The sequence below is a fragment of the Chryseobacterium sp. POE27 genome, assembly GCF_039727685.1.
In the GTDB taxonomy this organism is placed as follows: Bacteria; Bacteroidota; Bacteroidia; order Flavobacteriales; family Weeksellaceae; genus Chryseobacterium.
The window spans coordinates 3810843-3828997 of sequence record NZ_CP152475.1 but is presented as its reverse complement, the minus strand read 5'-3'; the positions used below and the strand labels follow the sequence as shown (position 1 = coordinate 3828997).

General features: G+C 36.2%; 15 protein-coding genes, 2 tRNA genes and 2 pseudogenes. 12 read left to right on the top strand and 7 right to left on the bottom strand.

Translation table 11 applies throughout. From position 1 onward, the window contains the following. Positions 1-26: 26 nt before the first annotated feature. The 3 genes from AAHI02_RS18410 (at position 27) to AAHI02_RS18400 (ending at position 2976) form a co-directional block, all read left to right on the top strand. The gene (locus AAHI02_RS18410) at positions 27-434 is read left to right on the top strand and encodes a GxxExxY protein (RefSeq protein ID WP_346986636.1); all 408 of its coding nucleotides are present in this window, start codon (positions 27-29) and stop codon (positions 432-434) included. A gap of 182 nt (positions 435-616) precedes the next feature. Continuing rightward, positions 617-1936, top strand: a complete 1320-nt coding sequence (locus tag AAHI02_RS18405) for a glycosyl transferase family 1 (RefSeq protein WP_346984492.1) — start codon at positions 617-619, stop codon at positions 1934-1936. Positions 1937-2010: 74 nt separating this feature from the next. Further along, positions 2011-2976, top strand: a complete 966-nt coding sequence (locus AAHI02_RS18400) for a YpdA family putative bacillithiol disulfide reductase (RefSeq protein WP_346984491.1) — start codon at positions 2011-2013, stop codon at positions 2974-2976. A 49-nt stretch (positions 2977-3025) separates the two neighbouring features. Here the strand turns inward: AAHI02_RS18400 and AAHI02_RS18395 are convergent, their stop codons facing one another. From AAHI02_RS18395 to fbp, 6 genes are all read right to left on the bottom strand, one after another. Further along, a complete protein-coding gene (locus tag AAHI02_RS18395; RefSeq protein WP_346984490.1) occupies positions 3026-5056 on the bottom strand; it encodes a TonB-dependent receptor in 2031 nt (676 codons plus the stop codon). Positions 5057-5295: 239 nt separating this feature from the next. Next, positions 5296-5847 (bottom strand): MFS transporter, encoded by a 552-nt coding sequence (locus AAHI02_RS18390; protein ID WP_346984489.1) that lies wholly within the window; start codon positions 5845-5847, stop codon positions 5296-5298. A gap of 61 nt (positions 5848-5908) precedes the next feature. Then, positions 5909-6535 carry an MFS transporter gene (locus AAHI02_RS18385; protein WP_346984488.1) on the bottom strand — a complete coding sequence of 209 codons (627 nt, stop codon included), beginning with the start codon at positions 6533-6535 and terminating at the stop codon, positions 5909-5911. Between the two features lie 153 nt (positions 6536-6688). Next, entirely contained in the window at positions 6689-8362 is a 1674-nt protein-coding gene (locus AAHI02_RS18380; protein WP_346984487.1) for a glutamine--tRNA ligase/YqeY domain fusion protein, read from the bottom strand. Between the two features lie 536 nt (positions 8363-8898). Beyond that, entirely contained in the window at positions 8899-9912 is a 1014-nt protein-coding gene (gene menC, locus AAHI02_RS18375; RefSeq protein ID WP_346984486.1) for an o-succinylbenzoate synthase, read from the bottom strand. After that, positions 9913-10929, bottom strand: a complete 1017-nt coding sequence (fbp, locus tag AAHI02_RS18370) for a class 1 fructose-bisphosphatase (RefSeq protein ID WP_346984485.1) — start codon at positions 10927-10929, stop codon at positions 9913-9915. It lies immediately after the preceding gene. A 313-nt stretch (positions 10930-11242) separates the two neighbouring features. Between fbp and AAHI02_RS18365 the strand changes: the two are divergent. From AAHI02_RS18365 to AAHI02_RS18325, 9 genes and pseudogenes are all read left to right on the top strand, one after another. Beyond that, positions 11243-12483: pseudogene (locus AAHI02_RS18365) on the top strand (aspartate kinase). Positions 12484-12507: 24 nt separating this feature from the next. After that, positions 12508-14350, top strand: a pseudogene (locus tag AAHI02_RS18360) (lysophospholipid acyltransferase family protein). A gap of 96 nt (positions 14351-14446) precedes the next feature. Next, positions 14447-14519 (top strand) — tRNA-Phe (locus tag AAHI02_RS18355). A 110-nt stretch (positions 14520-14629) separates the two neighbouring features. Beyond that, positions 14630-14702, top strand: a tRNA-Phe gene (locus AAHI02_RS18350). Between the two features lie 118 nt (positions 14703-14820). Beyond that, a complete protein-coding gene (locus AAHI02_RS18345; protein ID WP_346984484.1) occupies positions 14821-15360 on the top strand; it encodes a thioredoxin fold domain-containing protein in 540 nt (179 codons plus the stop codon). Continuing rightward, positions 15323-16003 carry a hypothetical protein gene (locus AAHI02_RS18340; RefSeq protein WP_346984483.1) on the top strand — a complete coding sequence of 227 codons (681 nt, stop codon included), beginning with the start codon at positions 15323-15325 and terminating at the stop codon, positions 16001-16003. Before AAHI02_RS18345 ends, AAHI02_RS18340 begins: the two co-directional genes overlap by 38 nt. Next, positions 16000-16227 (top strand): hypothetical protein, encoded by a 228-nt coding sequence (locus AAHI02_RS18335; RefSeq protein ID WP_346984482.1) that lies wholly within the window; start codon positions 16000-16002, stop codon positions 16225-16227. Before AAHI02_RS18340 ends, AAHI02_RS18335 begins: the two co-directional genes overlap by 4 nt. Continuing rightward, the gene (locus tag AAHI02_RS18330; protein ID WP_346984481.1) at positions 16148-16633 is read left to right on the top strand and encodes a DUF3575 domain-containing protein; all 486 of its coding nucleotides are present in this window, start codon (positions 16148-16150) and stop codon (positions 16631-16633) included. Before AAHI02_RS18335 ends, AAHI02_RS18330 begins: the two co-directional genes overlap by 80 nt. A gap of 5 nt (positions 16634-16638) precedes the next feature. Further along, a complete protein-coding gene (locus AAHI02_RS18325) occupies positions 16639-16845 on the top strand; it encodes a hypothetical protein (RefSeq protein WP_346984480.1) in 207 nt (68 codons plus the stop codon). Positions 16846-16943: 98 nt separating this feature from the next. Here the strand turns inward: AAHI02_RS18325 and AAHI02_RS18320 are convergent, their stop codons facing one another. Beyond that, positions 16944-18155 (bottom strand): DUF1343 domain-containing protein, encoded by a 1212-nt coding sequence (locus AAHI02_RS18320; RefSeq protein WP_346984479.1) that lies wholly within the window; start codon positions 18153-18155, stop codon positions 16944-16946.

The following is an 18155-nucleotide window of genomic DNA, read 5'->3' as shown; positions in this document are numbered from 1 at the left end:
CAAAAGTCTGAAAAAGCTGTATATTGATGATTACCCAAAAGTATATAACCGATCTTACCTATAGAATTAACGGAGCCTGTATTGAGGTTCATAAAATTTTAGGTGCGGGACTGGCAGAAATAGTGTATCACAAAGCTTTGGAAAAAGAATTTAAATTAAGAAATATTGAATACAAATCTGAATTTCAAATTCCTGTGGTTTACAAAGATGAAAATTTAAATTGTGATTTTAAATGCGATTTTTTAATAGAAGATTTAATTGTTCTGGAAATAAAATCCGTATCATCTATCTTGGAAATCCATAAAGCTCAGGTTATAAATTACATCAATTTATTAAAAGTTCCAAAGGGAATTCTTGTAAATTTTAATGTTAAAAATATTTATCATTTTGGTCAGGAAACATTTATAAATAAGTACTTTGATCAATATGACTAAACAATAATATCTAATTTAAACCACAAAAGAAACAAAAGAAGATAATACTTATAAGTTATCCAAAAGTTTGCAAAATGCAGCCTTTAATAAATTAAACTTAATAATCTATGTAATTTTGATTTCTTTTGAATAACTAAAAACAACAATAGGCTTTTGCATCTTTTGCGGTTAAATAATCATAAATGAATTCTCAGAAAAAAATACTCATCATCACCTATTACTGGCCTCCGGCAGGAGGTCCGGGGGTTCAGAGGTGGTTGAAATTTGCGAAATATCTCCCTGAATTTGGATGGAAACCCGTAATTTATACACCTGAAAACCCGAGCTATCCGTTGCTGGATGAAAGCCTGATGAAAGATATTCCGAAAGATATTGAAATCGTCAAAACGAAAATCTGGGAACCTTATCAGTTAGCCGAAAAGCTCAATAAAAGCAATAAAAAGTTTAAAGCAGGACAGTTTGATGTGGGAAAAAATCAAAGCTGGAAATCCAGACTTTCAATTTGGGTGCGAGGTAATTTCTTTATTCCTGATGCCAGAGTTTTCTGGGTAAAACCTTCCGTTAAATTTTTAGAAAATTATTTAAAAGAAAATAAAATTGATGTAGTGGTCACGTCTGGTCCGCCACATTCACTTCACCTGATCGGATTAAACCTGAAGAAACAAATACCTGACATACAATGGATTGCAGATTTCCGCGATCCGTGGACGGAAATTTCTTATTATAAACATTTAAAATTAACTAAAAGTTCCGACAGAAAACACCGCCAATTAGAAAGCGAAGTTTTCAGAAATGCTGACATCACGCTTGCTACAAGCTATACCGATGCTGAAAATTTCAAAAAAAACGGAGCAAATTCTTTCTGCATAACTAATGGTTTTGACGAATCTGATTCAAACCCTAAAACCTTAAAACCCTCAAACCCTAAAACCCAATTCACGCTAAGCTATATCGGTGTTTTAGAACAGCTCAGAAATCCGGAAAATCTTTGGAAAGCACTTGACGATCTTATAAAAGAAAATGTTGATTTTGCTGAAAGCTTTGTCTTAAAATTTGCAGGCAGAATTGATGATAAAATCCTGCATACCATAGAAAACTCCACTTTAAAAAAGCATATTCTGAATCTTGGATATATCTCTCACGATAGGGCTATTGAAGAGATGCAGACTTCAGATGTTTTATTAATTACCAACTTTCCGAACGATTCGTCAAAAGGAATTATTCCGGGAAAAATTTTCGAATATCTGGCGACAGGAAAACAGATTATTTCTTTTGGCCCCAATGATGCTGATGTTTCGAGGATACTGATCGAAACGCAGGCCGGAAAACATTTCAGCTATGATGATTCAACAACGGTAAAAGAATTTATCCTGGAAAAATTTAATCTTTGGAAAGATGGAAATCTTCTTGAAAACACTCAAAATATCGAGCAATTTTCCAGAAAAAACCTTACTAAAAAACTGGCTGAAATTTTAGAGTCACAACACCCTGTTTCATCGTGAAGCCTGATAATTTGAAACTCATTAATTGTCATGAATAAAGTCTTTTCCTGATTCGTTTTTTGTAATTTTGTTTCATGGAAACTTTGGATATTCTTATCATCGGAGGTGGGCCGATCGGACTGAACTGTGCCCTGGAAGCGCAGAAAAATAATTTAAGCTATCTCATTATCGAAAAAGGGACGATTGTTAATTCCTTGTACAATTACCCTTTGTATATGCGTTTCTTTTCTACCGCGGAAAAACTCGAGATAGATGGGATTCCATTCATTTCTACCGCTCCGAAGCCCGGCAGGCAGGAAGCTTTAGAATATTATCAGGGAATTACAAGACAACGGAATCTCAATATCAATCTGTATGAAAAGGTGGAGAAAATTTCCAGAGAAAATGATGTCTTCGAAATTGAAACTTCAAAAGGAAAATATTCTTCAAAAAATGTAATCATATCAACCGGTTTCTATGATATTCCGAATCTGATGAATATTCCGGGAGAAGATCTTCCTAAAGTAAAACATTATTATATCGAACCTTATCCATACGCGAAACAGAAAATCGTTGTTGTAGGCTCCAGCAATTCTGCGGTAGATGCTGCACTGGAAACGTACAGAAAAGGCGCCGAAGTTACCATGATTATCCGTCATTCGGAAATTTCCAAAAGTGTGAAATATTGGGTAAAACCTGATATCGAAAACAGAATTTCAGAAGGAAGTATTAGTGCTCATTTCAATTCGGAATTAATTGAAATCAGGGAAAAAACCGTCATTTTTAGAGATGAAAAAGGTGAAGTGCATGAAATTGAAAATGATTTTGTACTGGCGATGACCGGTTATCTACCTGACTTCGACTTCTTAAGAAATTCCGGAATTGAATTACAGGGAGAATGTCTCAACCCTTTATACAACAGCGAAACAATGGAAACCAATATTCCGAATTTATATCTTGCCGGTGTTGTATGCGGAGGAAAAGACACCCATCTCTGGTTTATTGAAAATTCCAGAATTCATGCGGATATGATTATTAAAAATATTCTTTCAAAGTTATGATCAATTCATTCATTGTAAGAATTCTAGCACAATTTTCTTTCGCAATGACTTAAAAATCAATCTTTGCACCAAGAACAAAATTCCTTTTAGCAGCCGGATTATAATAGCGATTCCCGAAAGCATTGATATCAAAGCCAGACACATAGTCTTTATTATAAATATTCTGTATCTGCAGGAATACATTTAATCTTGTCCTGTCAAGCTCAAAAGGAAATCTGAACTGTATATTTCCCACAAGACTGGGTTCCGACCATACGGAATTGGCATCGTTCAGCGGCATTTTTGAAGTATAAAAATGTGAATAATCAATAGATAGTTTTTTAAACAAAACAAAATTCAGAAGGCTGTTTACAGTTGTCCGCGGAACACCGGTCAGATCATTTCCGGAATAGTCTGCATCATTCTGGTGGTAATTTTCAAAGGTAAACCGGTAAAAGCTTCCTGATATCCTGAATTTAAAAAAGCTGAAAATATCATTTTTAAGGGTAAAGCTTTTAGATTCCAGTAAGAATTCTATACCTTTCTGAACAGTTTCCCCGGAATTGACGAAAAATTCCTGCCCTGCATCATTCTGACGTCTCACAATGGCATCTTTCATCCTGAAATCAAAATAACTACCTTCCACAAACAATGTATTTCCGAATTGCTTACGGATTCCAAATTCTTTATTCCAGCCGTATTCCGGTTTGAGATCTGCATTAAACTGCTGATCCGATGCACGTATCTCCTCATTGGTCGGTGCAGAATTGCCCTTCCCTACTTTTGCGCGTACCGAAAAACCTTTAGCCAGAAGATAGCTCAGTCCGAAATTCGGGAGCCATTGATTTTTAAAATGTATTTTCCCGTTTTCACTGCTCGGAAAAAATCTCTTCCAATCATAAGAGTTTGAGTTCAGGCTTAAAGAAATGTCCGTAAAAAGTTTCTCATCAATATTTAATTTCTGGGAAATAAAATAAAATCCTGAAGTGTTTTTAATCTTATCAAAATTCTGTGGATTACCTTCAAATCCTTTATTATTATCAAAGTTGTTGATCAAAATATCATTAATTCCACCTTCAAAACCAAAGCGATACGCCAATGAAATATGTTCCCAGTTTCTTTCATAATTGAAATGAGTACGCAGCGCAAAATTTTTCTCAAAACGGTTTTCAAAATTGGTGATAAACGGATTTTCAAAATCTACATAAGATCCCTGAATCAATATAAAATGTGAAAAACCCGGACTTAAATTATATTCATGCGAAACTCCGGCGAGTATTAATTTATTATGAATCCCGGCATTCTGATCTTTTGCACCGGGAAGTGTTTTTGTGGCGGGTTTTGCCTGCTTCCTGTTGAATTCCATTTGTTCTAAAGTGAGTCCGCCCGGCGTCTGGTAATCGAGATCAGCATATAACATTATTGCTTTCAATAGCCCTTTCTGAGAATACTGAAAATTATCTTTCAGGAAGATTTGTTTTCGTAAGACTTTAGATTGTTCGCGATACGAGTCTGTCTGATAATAGTTCTGAAAAACCTCAACAAAATGTTTTCCCATTTGCTTTGAAAAATCAAAGCTTTGGTTAAATGTTCCGTAACTTCCCACCGCCAATTGAGCAGAGGTTCTGTCGGAATCTGATGTTTTTAAAAGCAACGTTCCTCCGGTAACAGCACCATAATCGCCACTTTCAGGACCTTTGTAAATTTCAATTCTGCGAATCAGTCCGGGAGAGATCACATTGAAATAGGTATTTCCGGACGCATCAGAAAAGATAAAATCATCCAGATAAACCTTTACATTCCGGACTCCAAAGGGAGAACGCAGGGTACTCCCGCGAAGAGAAATTCTGTAACTACCGGGAGATCTTTCTTCCATTCTGGCACCGGAAATCTGGTTGATGGATTCCAGCATTCTTTCCGGCGTATTCTGGTTGAGCAGATTTTCTGAAACTACCGATACAGATTTGGTGGAAGTGATAAAGGCAGCCGGTTTTTTATAAGCATCAATCCGTACTTCGGAGATCAGTGCTGCAGAATCTTTTTCCTGCGCTGATCCTAATGCTGCAAAAATAATGGATATAAAAATGTAGATTTTTTTCATTGTCTGTGAATAAGCAAAAATTATACAGTTTTCTCACTCATCGCCGAACTATGGTATCCGAATAGAATTTTTTTTTATATTAGTAATAAAATGCAATTGACATTAAGTTCCCGCAGTTTGTTCTTTTACATTAAACAAAATAAGGCTTTAACCAAAATTTTAAATAGATTTTGGCTAAAGCCGAGATGTTTTTGAACTTTGTAAATGGGCTAAAGCCCATTTCTATTGATATTCAATGGCTACTCAAAGGATTCACTATTCTTTTTTCTATCTTTAATCATCCATGGAACGATAAAATAAAATGCAATAGCAATGACCGTTGCCATAATTCCGGTTCCTATCCATAAGGTGGTAAAACCAAGTTTTTCAGCAATCAGCGTTCCCAGGTATGGTGTTACGATAAAGGCTATGGAGAAGGAAATGCCGTTTAGTCCCATATAAGCGCCTTTATTATTTTTTCCTGAACGTAATGCGGTAATGGTCGACATGAAAGGCAGCGCCCATATCTCTCCCACACACAGCAAGCTCATGGAAAGAATAAGTGTAATCATACTGTGATCAAACCCCAGCATTGCGTAGGATATTCCACATATGAAAGTTCCCAGGAACATAGTTGCAGCAAGGCTGAAATATTTTTCGGCCACCTGTACCAGTCCCATTTCCAGCAAAACAACCAGAAATCCGCTGTAACCAAGAATATATCCTATATTTTGTTGACTGAGCTGAGCCGTATCTTTGTAAAAGATGGTCAGTGTACTGAACAGCTGGAAAAAGCATATAGAAAACAGCATACAGAAGAAACAGTAAATTAAAAATTTACCATCGCGGTAGGGCGAATTTTCTTTTTTAATTTCAATTACTTCTTTTACTTTTTTTAGCTTTCAGTCTGGCCAGTTTGTTTCGTTTTTTAAAAAAGACGATATACAGGATTCCTGCCAATAAAGCAGCCAAAGCATTGGTAAAAAACAGGAACTCGTATGAAATGCCCGATAAGATTCCACCTAAAGCAGGACCAATGGAGAATCCAAGATTAACAGCCATCCGGTTGAGTGAAAATGCCCGCGTTATTTTTTCAGGTTTTGCATATTTGGTGATGGCTACAGAGTTTGCCGGCCGGAAGGAATCGCTTACTATACTCTGAATTAAAATAATAGCCGCAACACCAATCTCTGTTTTGAAAACAGGAATAAGGCAAAACAAAGGAACACTGAGCAGTAAACTGAGATACTGTACTTTGTATTCCCCGATCTTGTCGGTGATAAATCCGCCAAGCCATGAGCCAATCACGGAACCGATTCCGAAAAAGCTGAGTACGATTCCTGTATTTTCTATACTGAAATGCAAATGATTGGTCATATAAACTCCCAGAAACGGAAGCACCATCGAGCCCGCGCGATTGATAAGCATTACCAGCGCCAGCATCCAGCTTTCCTTGGAAAGCCCTTTGAATGAGTTTGTATATAGATATATAAGTTTCACAATTTAATATTTAATATTTAATTTTTTATTAGGATTTTATCCTAGTTTGTTTAAGTCATTTCTATCGAGAGTCCATCTGTAAACTTTTTAAAAACAAAAAACAGGACTTAAAAAATTAAGCCCTGTTTCATTTATAATGATATAAATAAATTTTTACTCCGGCTTATAAGAGTCTTTTAAGGTCACAGTTCTGTTGAAAACCAATTTGTCTCCTGTAGAATCCTGATCTTTCGTAAAATAGCCAATTCTCTGGAATTGCAGAGGTTCTCCCACCGCAACATCTTTTAAACCTGGTTCAGCAAATCCCTGAACGGTTGTCACAGATTCCGGGTTGATAAAATTTAAAAAATCAACATCTTTTTCTGCATCAGGCTGCTCTACGGTAAACAGCTTATCATAATTTCTCACCTCCACAGGAATGGCATGATTAGCAGATACCCAGTGAATGGTCCCTTTTACTTTTCTTAAACTTTCTTCTGTTCCGCTTCCCGACTTTGATTTTTCGTCGTATGTTGCGTAGATGGTTGTGATATTTCCATTCTCATCCTTTTCCACTCTTTCACCTTTGATGATGTAAGCAGATTTTAAGCGGACTTCGCCACCCAGTTTCAGTCTGAAAAACTTATTATTGGCTTCTTCTTTAAAGTCTTCACGTTCAATATACAGCTCTCTGGAAAAAGGAATTTCTCTTGTTCCTGCATTTTCCTGCTCAGGATTATTTTCTGTTTCCAGCCATTCTTCTTTTCCTTCAGGATAGTTTTCAATGATCAGTTTTACAGGATCTACAACTGTCATGACACGTTTTGCCACTTTATTTAAATCTTCACGAACGCAGAATTCCAACAACTGAATCTCAATAAGATTTTCTCTTTTGGCAACCCCTACTTTCTCAATAAAATTCCTGATGGCAGTGGCGGTGTAGCCTTTTCTTCTCATTCCGGAGATGGTAGGCATCCTCGGATCATCCCAGCCGTTCACTACTTTTTCGGCAATCAGTCTTTGCAGCTTTCTTTTGGAAGTGATCATGTAAGAAACATTCATCCTTGCAAATTCTCTCTGCTTATTTCTAACCTTAGTTTCATCATATACCTGATCTAAATACCAGTCATACAACGGCCTGTGGTTTTCAAATTCCAAAGAACATAAAGAATGCGAAATTTGCTCTATATAATCAGATTCACCGTGTGCCCAGTCATACATTGGATAGATTTTCCATGCAGTTCCTGTTCTGTGGTGAGGTCTTTTTAAGATTCTGTACATCACGGGATCACGCATGTTCATATTAGGCGATGTCATATCGATTTTTGCACGAAGAGACATTGAACCTTCTTCAAACTCTCCGTTTTTCATTCTCTCGAAAAGATCCAAAGACTCTTCAACGGGACGATTTCTGTATGGAGATTCTACCCCTGGTTCGGTAGGATTTTTTCGCTGTTCGGTAATCACTTCAGACGGTTGCTCATCTACATAAGCCTTGCCTTCTTTGATTAGCTGCACCGCCCAATCATAAAGCTGCTGGAAGTAATCGGAGGCGTACAAAACTTTATCCCATTTAAAACCTAACCATTCAACGTCTTTCATGATAGAATCTACGAATTCCTGCTCTTCTTTTTCAGGGTTCGTATCGTCGAAACGAAGGTTCACGGGAGCATTGTATTTTTCACCTAAACCAAAGTTGATGCAGATCGCTTTTGTATGACCTACATGCAGATAACCATTGGGCTCAGGCGGAAAACGGAAACGGATCTGATCATTTCTGAGTCCGTTTGCCAAATCATCTTCGATAATTTGCTCAATAAAATTGAGTGATTTTTTTTCTTCTTCCATTAAAATTCGCTTTAGAGTGCCGTATATACGACAATTTGCAAATTTAGGAAAATTAAAAGTTTTATGGAAATTATAATTTAAAGTATAATTGGTTTTGCATCAGTATTTTTGTCTATCTTAGCCATGACTAAAACCATTACTTAGATTACCGTTTATCATGATTTCAAATATTCTAAATACCAAGGAAGCTTGTTGCTTTATTTACGCCCAATATCTATTTTTCAAGGTTTAAATTTGTAATATTTTAAGCATTTTCAATGTTAACAAAAATTACAATAGGCTCAATCTGCTATTAAACAAGCAATTAAACAGTTCTATGAAAAACATCACCTCAAAAAACAAAAATAGTACCATATTATGGCACAGAGATTGTAAACGAATAAGCACACAGAACACTAAATAATATTATTATGAAAAAGGTTAAAGAAAAGTTTTCTTCATTTTTAGAATACCTCAAAAAGGCAATTTTCGTAGAAGATGTTATCTAGCTTAGGAATAAATCCTAAAGACAAAATGTTATCAGACATTTATAAAGGTTATTTATTTACTTTTTTAAAGTATAATAATTCTCCTCTCAGATCAAGATCTGATTTGAAATTATTCACAAATAATGATCCGGTGCCCAAACCTTGTGGCATCGGATTTTTTTTGGTAAATGTGTATTGTGCAATGGCATTCAGCCCGATATTACTTTCCAGCGCGGAAGTAATCCACCAGTCGATATTTCTCTCTTCAGCAAGCGAAATCCATTCATCAGAACCGGAAAATCCTCCTATTAAAGAAGGTTTCAAAATAATATACTGCGGCTTTACCGTTTCAAGAAGTTTAATTTTTTCATTAAGATCAACAATACCGATCAGCTCTTCATCTAAAGCAATCGGAGTTGGGGTATCAGCACATAATTCAGCCATATCCTGCCAATTGCCGGCTTTTATAGGTTGTTCGATAGAGTGAATCTGCAGTTCTGCCAATCGTTGCAAAACAATTATAGCTTCATCTTTTGAAAAACCTCCGTTGGCATCCACCCGAAGCTCCAGCATTTCTTTTGAAAACTTCTGTCTTAATTTTTGAAGAATTTCGTATTCTGATTTCCAGTTGACACCGATTTTCAATTTAATACAATGAAAGCCCTTCTCCAGCTTATCCTGAATTTGCTCTTCCATATAATGAATATCGCCCATCCAGATCAAGCCGTTGATAACAATAGCTTTACCTCCTTCTGTAAATTCGCTTGGGAAATAAAGGTTGTTGCCATGTTTTAAATTGAGAGCAGCCTGCTCATATCCGAACCAAATCGATGGAAATTCTTTTAATTCATCCTTTAAAAATTCAGAATCCTGATGAATATTTTCACAAAGCCACTGAAGCTTTTGTTCATAATCCGGCCTGTCATCAAAGCTCAGCCCTCTGAAAACAGCACATTCCCCAATTCCTTTATTTCCATTTTCAGAAATTTCAAGAATGAAGGTTTCTTTTTCATGCAAAACGCCGCGAGATGTTCCACCCGGGCGCTTGAATTCTAATAAATATCTGAAATATTCTGCTTTCATTTATTTTACACTGTCAATTCTCATAAACTCCTCAGCCTTTTCTACCATATCGACACTTCCGCAGAAGAAAGGTATTCTCTGATGTAGCTCGGTAGGTTCAATTTCAAGAATTCTCCTGAATCCGTCGGTTGCTTTTCCTCCCGCCTGCTCTGCAAGAAACGCCATGGGATTGCATTCGTACAACAATCTTAATTTTCCGTTGGGAGCCTGTGAGTAAGAAGGGTAAATGTAAATTCCACCCTTTAGCATATTTCTGTGGAAATCGGCAACCAAAGAACCAATATACCTCGATGTATAAGGCCGGTCACCTTCTTCCATCTGGCAATATTTAAGGTAATTTTTTACTCCCTGTGGGAATTTGATATAATTTCCTTCGTTGATAGAGTATATTTTCCCCGTTTTCGGGAAAGTCATATTCGGGTGAGAAAGATAATAGGTTCCTAAAGAAGGATCAAGCGTAAAACCGTTTACCCCGTTTCCTGTAGTATAAACGATCATTGTTGATGATCCGTAGATCACATATCCTGCTGCAATCTGGTTGATTCCTTTCTGTAAAAAGTCTTCCAGCTGAACCGGAGTTCCTGGTTCTGTAACCCTTCTGAAAATTGAAAAAATTGTTCCTACAGAAACATTAACGTCAATATTCGAAGAACCGTCAAGGGGATCGATCAATACAACATATTTACTTAAATGACCATTTTCACCGCATTTTATGTCAATGAAATCATCGTTTTCCTCAGAGGCAATTCCGCAAACCACTTCTCTTTGAGATAAAGCAGTAATAAAAATTTCATTGGCAATGACATCAAGCTTCTGCTGTTCTTCACCCTGAATATTTTCATTTCCCGCTTTCCCGATAATATCTGCAATTCCCGCTTTGTTCACTTCCCTGTTTACCACTTTCGAAGCCAATCTTATTGCACTCAGAAGGCGAGAAAACTCACCTGTAGAATATTGGAAATCATCCTGCTTGTCAATAAGAAATTCTCCTAAAGTCTGTAATGGTTGATCTGACATATTTTTCTTTTTACGTTGTCTCCAAATTTCGTAAAATTTATCACATTTAAAAACAATTATTAAGAAAAGACCTTATCTACTGTTTATCAATACTATAGAATCCTATTTTTACGTTTTAGCCAGGACTTATCATAAAAAACCACTCCCGAATACCGAAGGATATCATAATAATCTTTCGGTAAAAATAATTTTAATGAAATCTTAAGCCAAACCCACCCCTGCACTCTTTCATATCTCGTTGTAAATTTATAATTTTGACACCCGTAAAATATTCCCACAAATTTTATCTAACAATTTTATTATTAACAATTTAATGAAAATTTTCAAGTTTGGTGGAGCATCGGTAAAAGATGCTGAAAGTGTAAAAAATGTATCCATGGTATTAAAAAGCCAGGGATTTTCAAAATGCCTGCTGGTAATTTCAGCAATGGGCAAAACAACGAATGAGTTGGAAAAAGTGGTGGAACTTTATTTCAAGAAAGATAACTTTCAAACTGAAATTGAAAAAATAAAACGAAAACACATTGAAATCGCGGAAGGACTATTCCCTGAAAATCATGCTGTTTTTGCGGAAATAAATCTGTTTTTCTATGATATCGATTCTTTTTTTGAGAAGAAATAAATCTCCGAACTACAACTTTGTGTACGATCAGGTAGTGAGCTGCGGAGAAATGATTTCCACTAAAATTGTGAGTGAATATTTAAACGAGATTCAGTTTACCAATCAGTGGCTGGATGCGCGGGATTATATAAAAACCGATAATTCTTACCGCGAAGGTATTGTAGACTGGGCTAAAACAGAAGAATTTATTTCAAATCTCAACAAAGAAATATGCTATGTTACCCAAGGATTTATCGGTTCGGATGAAAATAATTTCACGGTAACTTTAGGAAGAGAAGGTTCAGATTACTCAGCAGCAATTTTCGCTTACTGCCTGAATGCCGACGCCATGACGATCTGGAAAGACGTTCCGGGAGTGATGACGGGAGATCCTAGAAAATTTAAAGATGTGACTCTGCTTTCCAATATTTCCTACGAAGAAGCCATTGAAATGGCCTATTACGGGGCGAGTGTTATTCACCCGAAAACGCTGCAGCCACTTCAGCAAAAAAATATTCCTTTCTATGTAAAATCTTTCGTAGATCCTACCAAAGCTGGAACGAAAGTTGGCGCTTCAGATAAAAATCAAAGCGAAGAATCTTATATTTTAAAAGAACATCAGACCCTTCTGAAAATTTCAACGAGAGACTTTTCCTTCATTGCAGAAGATCATATGAGCTTAATTTTCGGATATTTATCCAAATATAAAATTAAAGTTTCCTTGATGCAGAATTCTGCTATTTCACTGGCTTTATGTCTTGAAGATAAATTTAATAATATAGATGAACTAAACGAAGAACTTCAGAAAGTATTCCGTACAGAAGTGGTAAAAAATGTATCTTTATTTACCGTAAGGAATGCGAAGATGGATCACATTGATCAATTTTACCAGGAAAAAAAGTGTATTATTGGAGCAAATATCAAAGAATACACTTCAAATGGTAACACAATAAAACTAATTGCGACTAACCACACACATGAGTTTAATTTCGAAAAACGATTTAATAAAGGCTTCCGGCTTACATAAAATAGGATTTCTTAAAAATCCTGTAGCATCTGCTGTAATGAGCATTGCTAAAATAAATGAAGTAAATAAATTATATGATAAACTGAAAGACAAGGAAGGCAAAGACTTTTTCGATTCATTTGTGAGAGAGCGGAATTTAAGCTATATCGCTTTTGAAGAAGATTTAGCAAAAATCCCGAAAACAGGCCCCTTTATTTTGGTTTCCAACCATCCGCTTGGCGCCATTGACGGCATTCTGATGTGCAAAATCTTATCTGAAGTACGTCCGGATTTCAAGGTAATGGGTAATTTCCTTTTGGAAAAAATAAAGCCGATGGAACCTTATGTAATCTCTGTTAATCCTTTTGAAAACAGAAAAGAAGCTTACAGCAGCTCATCAGGCATGCGCGAAACACTGAAACATCTGCAAAACGGTGGCTGCATAGGAATTTTCCCGGCGGGAGAAGTTTCAAACAAGAATAATCCTTATGGGGAAATTTTAGATAAAGAATGGGAAAAACCCGCGCTTAAGCTCATAAGAATGGCCAAAGTTCCGGTAGTTCCTATGTACTTCCATGCCAAAAACAGCAGAATATTTTATCAGGTAGCCAAGCTTCATCCAAGTCTGCAAACCTTGATGCTTCCCGCAGAAATGATGAATGACAGAGAAAAACCTATCAGAATCAGAATTGGCAAACCTATCGCCGTAAAAGCGATGGATGATATGGAAAGTATTGAAGAGCTGGGCGATTTTCTCAAGCGTAAGGTTTATATGATGAAATCTTACTACGAAAAAAGAAAATCTCTTGCACAAAGCATTAATCTTAAGAATCTTTCGGTAAAATTCCCTTTACTGAAAGAAGAAAATATCGTTCAGAATATCATCGACGAAACCCCAAAAGAAGACATCCTCAAAGACATCAATAAACTGAAAGGTACTGATAAGATGTTTTTCAGCAATGGAAATTATGAGGTTTACTTCACCAAATATGAAGAAATCCCTTCGATCATGAGAGAAATCGGCCGCCAGAGAGAACTCACATTCCGGGCGGTGGGCGAAGGAAGCAACCTTCCTTTCGACCTGGATGAATATGATAAACAATACCATCACCTTTTTCTTTGGGACAATGCCGAAGAAAAACTCGTAGGAGCATACAGAATGGCATTAGGCAGAGAAGTAATGAAAAAATCCGGAATTAAAGGATTTTACACCAGTTCACTGTTTGAATTTGAGCAGGACATCCATCCATTCTTTAAAAAAAGTGATCGAAATGGGGCGTGCTTATATCTGCCAGGAGTATCAGCAGAAGCCGCTTCCACTTTTTCTTCTTTGGAGAGGAATTATTCATGTGTGCCTGAGAAATCCGGATCATAAATTCCTTATGGGAGGAGTAAGTATTTCTAATAAATTTTCTGAGTTTTCCAAATCTCTGATGATTGAGTTTATGCGTTCAAATTATTACGATTCTGCTGTAGCTCAATACATTACTCCAAGAAATGAATATAAGGTAAAACTAAGGGACAGAGATAAAAATCTTTTCTTTGATGAGATGGAGTCTGATCTTAATAAATTAGATAAAATCATTGACGATCTTGAACCTGAGCTGAGACTACCGGTTTTAATTAAAAAATATATCAAACAAAACGCAAAAGTTATTGCTTTCAATGTAGATCCTAACTTCAATGATGCGATCGACGGGCTAATGTACATCAGAATAAGTGATCTTCCTGAAAGTACGATTAAGCCTGTATTGGAAGAAATGAGTGAAAAGATCCGTAAGGAACAGGAAAATAATTCGGTTGAAAATCAGTAGGTTTTAAGTTTTGTTAAAAAAAGTATTGTTAATACTTGCTTCATATACCAAAACTTCTTACTTTTGCATCACTTTAAAACAACGAAGTAAAAGAATGGTTTCTTAGCTCAGTTGGTAGAGCAATGGATTGAAAATCCATGTGTCCCTGGTTCGATTCCTGGAGAAACCACAAAAAACCACCTGTAAAAAGGTGGTTTTCTTTTCAAATTTGTTTTTTAGACTTGCAGAGTCTAATAATTGTTATTAGTTTTGCACCACTTCAAAAAAGAAGTATTCAATGGTTTCTTAGCTCAGTTGGTAGAGCAATGGATTGAAAATCCATGTGTCCCTGGTTCGATTCCTGGAGAAACCACTTAAAGTCATCTCACATGAGGTGACTTTTTTTGTTACTTCATACCAATTAATTCACAATAACCGCACTTCATTTACGTTGAAATTAAGTATATTCGCTTTTTAATTTTTATTGAAAAATGAAGAAGATTGTCTCCGTTTTATTTTTATTGTCCACTATCACAATATTCGCCCAGGAAGCTATTCAATTTCAGGATCTGCCCTTTAAAGATCTGATTGCGAAAGCAAAGAAAGAAAACAAAATTTTGTTTATTGATGCTTATACTTCGTGGTGTGGCCCATGCAAAATGATGGAAAGGAATATTTTCACTAAAAAGACAGTGGGAGATTATTATAATTCCAATTTTGTGAATGCGAGATTTGACATGGAAAAAAGTGAAGGAAGAGAGATTGCTACAAAATATGGGGTACGTTCCTATCCTACTTATCTTTTTCTGAATGGCGACGGAGAGCTTGTTTCACAAAATTATGGTTACATGGAAGAAAGTATGTTTCTTTCAATGGCACAGAACATTAATTCACCGAACAATAAGAAAGGAACTTTAAAAGAACGTTTCGAAAAAGGTGAAAAAGACCCTGAATTCCTGATCAATATTATGAGGCTGAACTCATCCTCAGATTTTGATTTCGCAAAAAAAAGCTTCAGAAAGATATTTTGAAAATAAAGAAAAAACATCCGAACTGACAAAAGACGACATCGGACTTTTATTATTTTTTCTGAAATCTTCCGAAGACAAAAATTATAAAGTTTTTACCCAAAGAAAAGCTGAGATCATCAAATTTCTACCCGAGGAAACTTATCGTGAATTCGACAATCAGATCAGGCTGGGAAAAATCGTTGAGCAATCCATCGACAGACAAAATAAAAGAATTAATGACGATTATTTCATGAAGCTCGCCGAACCAATTGTAGGGAAACATGATGCAGAAGTTAAGCTCAACCAGACCAAGCTCAGCTATTACGAGCAAAATGCAAATTTCCCGGAATATGAAAAAGCAGCGCTTGTCTATTATAAAAATTCTGAAGTTTTTGAGCCTAATGAATTACTAAAAGCCGCATGGATCTTTTCTGAACACGTCACCAATCCTGCTTCTCTCAAAAAAGCAACAGAATGGGCAGAAAAATCTGTCATGCGTGGAGAAACCTCAGAAAACACTTATATTCTTGCCAAACTATACTTCCTGACAGGAAACAAAGATCAGGCAAAAGACTTTGCCGAGATGTCGAAGAATATTGCTATTAAGGCACAGAAAGACTCTACTTTAGCGGATACATTATTAAAGCAAATCAATACAAAATGATAAAAATTAAATTCATTACAGGATTACTTACTTTATTTCTATTAGGAAATTTAAATGCTCAGGAACTTGAACAGAGCCATGAAACGAGCGTTTACATAAAAGGTAATGCACTTCTTATTCCTATTGGAATCGTTAATTTAGGCCTTGAACACCAGCTTACCAAAAAAAGTTACGGTACAGGGAGATGTTCTGATATCACCATGGAAATCATTTGCAGGACATGAACTGCAGTATTACTCTGTGTCGGCGGAAGGCAGATATTATTTTAATGAAGCTTTTAAACACTGGTATGTAGGAGCCAATATTGCGGCTTCATCGTTTGTATTGCAAAAGTGGAATTATTGGTCTGATGGACCTTATTACAATGATTTTGGAGAAGTTTTCGTCACTTCAAATCTCTACCAGAAAGGATATTCCGTAATATTTGGGATAACAGGCGGATATCAGTTTAAAGTTTCCGACAGGTGGAATATTGATGTTTACGCAGCTATCGGGACATCACAGGATTTCTATAAAGGATACGACAGAACTACAGGAGAACGATACGACAGAAAAGACAATAAATTCAACAGAAGTGGTGAAATTCTACCTTACAGAGGAGGTATCATGATTTCTTATAAATTAAAATAAATCCAATGAAGCTATTCGGAAAAAATCACCTGATTATATGTGTTATTACCTTTGCCATTCTTTTCCTGATGAATTATCTTGGAAACAATGAAGCAGATAAACTGCAAAGAGCTTTAATGATTGGAGCAGCAGGCGTAATAGGCTTATCAATCGGACTACTCATTATGAACAAAGGTAAGAATGATAAAACTCCGCCACATGATTTTGATTGAGGACAAATAATGAATAGTTAATGGTCAATTCACTAAAACTCGTGAATTTCTCAAAATTGACTGGCAAAGCAAAATTGACGATTGACCACTCACCTATTTTACTCTTCGTAAACAATATACTTCCTTCTGATTTTCTCAAATCTTTCCAACGCCGGTTTCCATGATGCTTTAATCTCGGAAATGGATTTTCCGGCAACGATCTGTTTCCTCAGCTCGTCATTACCGGCTAAAGTATCGAACCAGAAATTTTTACCCGCAGCAGGTTTCAGAAAAAAGTCAAGGTCAGGGTTTTTATAACTTTTATAAGCTTTGATAATCCATTCAAGGTTTAACATTCTTAAATCTTCAGGATATTTTGAAAGATTTTCTCCAAAACACAGTTTTCCGTTTAAGAAAGGATCTTTTGCTCCGAAATTAGGTTTGGGTGTAAACTGATAGGGTAAATCTTTTGTCCAGGGAGAACCGTAGATCTGAAAAGGCAAATCCGTTCCTCTTCCGACAGAAACCTGAGTGCCTTCAAAAAAACATAAGCTCGGATAGAGATTGATCGATTTGTCATTGGGTAAATTGGGTGAAGGTTTTTCTAAAATTGGATATCTTAACTTTTTATGATAATTTTTCATCGGAATCAACGTGTACTTTGCCTGAACTTTATTTTCCAGCCATTTTTCTCCGTTTACCATTTTACCATATTCTCCAATCGTTAGTCCATACACTACAGGTACTTCATGCATTCCCACAAAACTCGTCCATTTTTTGTTCAAAACAGGGCCGTCTGTGTGGCCGTCGTGAGGATTCGGTCGGTCAAACACCATCACTTCAACATTATTTTCCGCAGCAGCTTCCATCAGATAAGTCAATGTAGAAATGTAAGTATAAAAGCGAACACCTACATCCTGAATATCAAAAACCACAATATCAATTCCTTTTAATTGTTCAGGTTTTGGCTTTTTATTATTGCCATACAGAGAAATAATAGGAATCCCGGTTTTTACATCTATTCCGTTTTTCACTTTTTCACCGGCATCTGCATCACCTCTGAAGCCATGCTCAGGAGCGAAGATTGATTTAATTTTAATTCCTTTTTTCACCAAAAAATCAACCACATGCGTTCTGTCGCTCATTAATCCAGTCTGATTGGTAACAACGCCGATAGTTTTCCCCTTCAGCAAAGGCAAATATACTTCCGGCTGATCGGCACCCGTCTTAAAACCGCCTGGAGCTTGAGTCTGAGAATAATATTGTTGGAATACTCCTAAAAAAATTAGGCAAATAAGAAGTAAATTTTTAATTTTGAAATCTAAATTCAT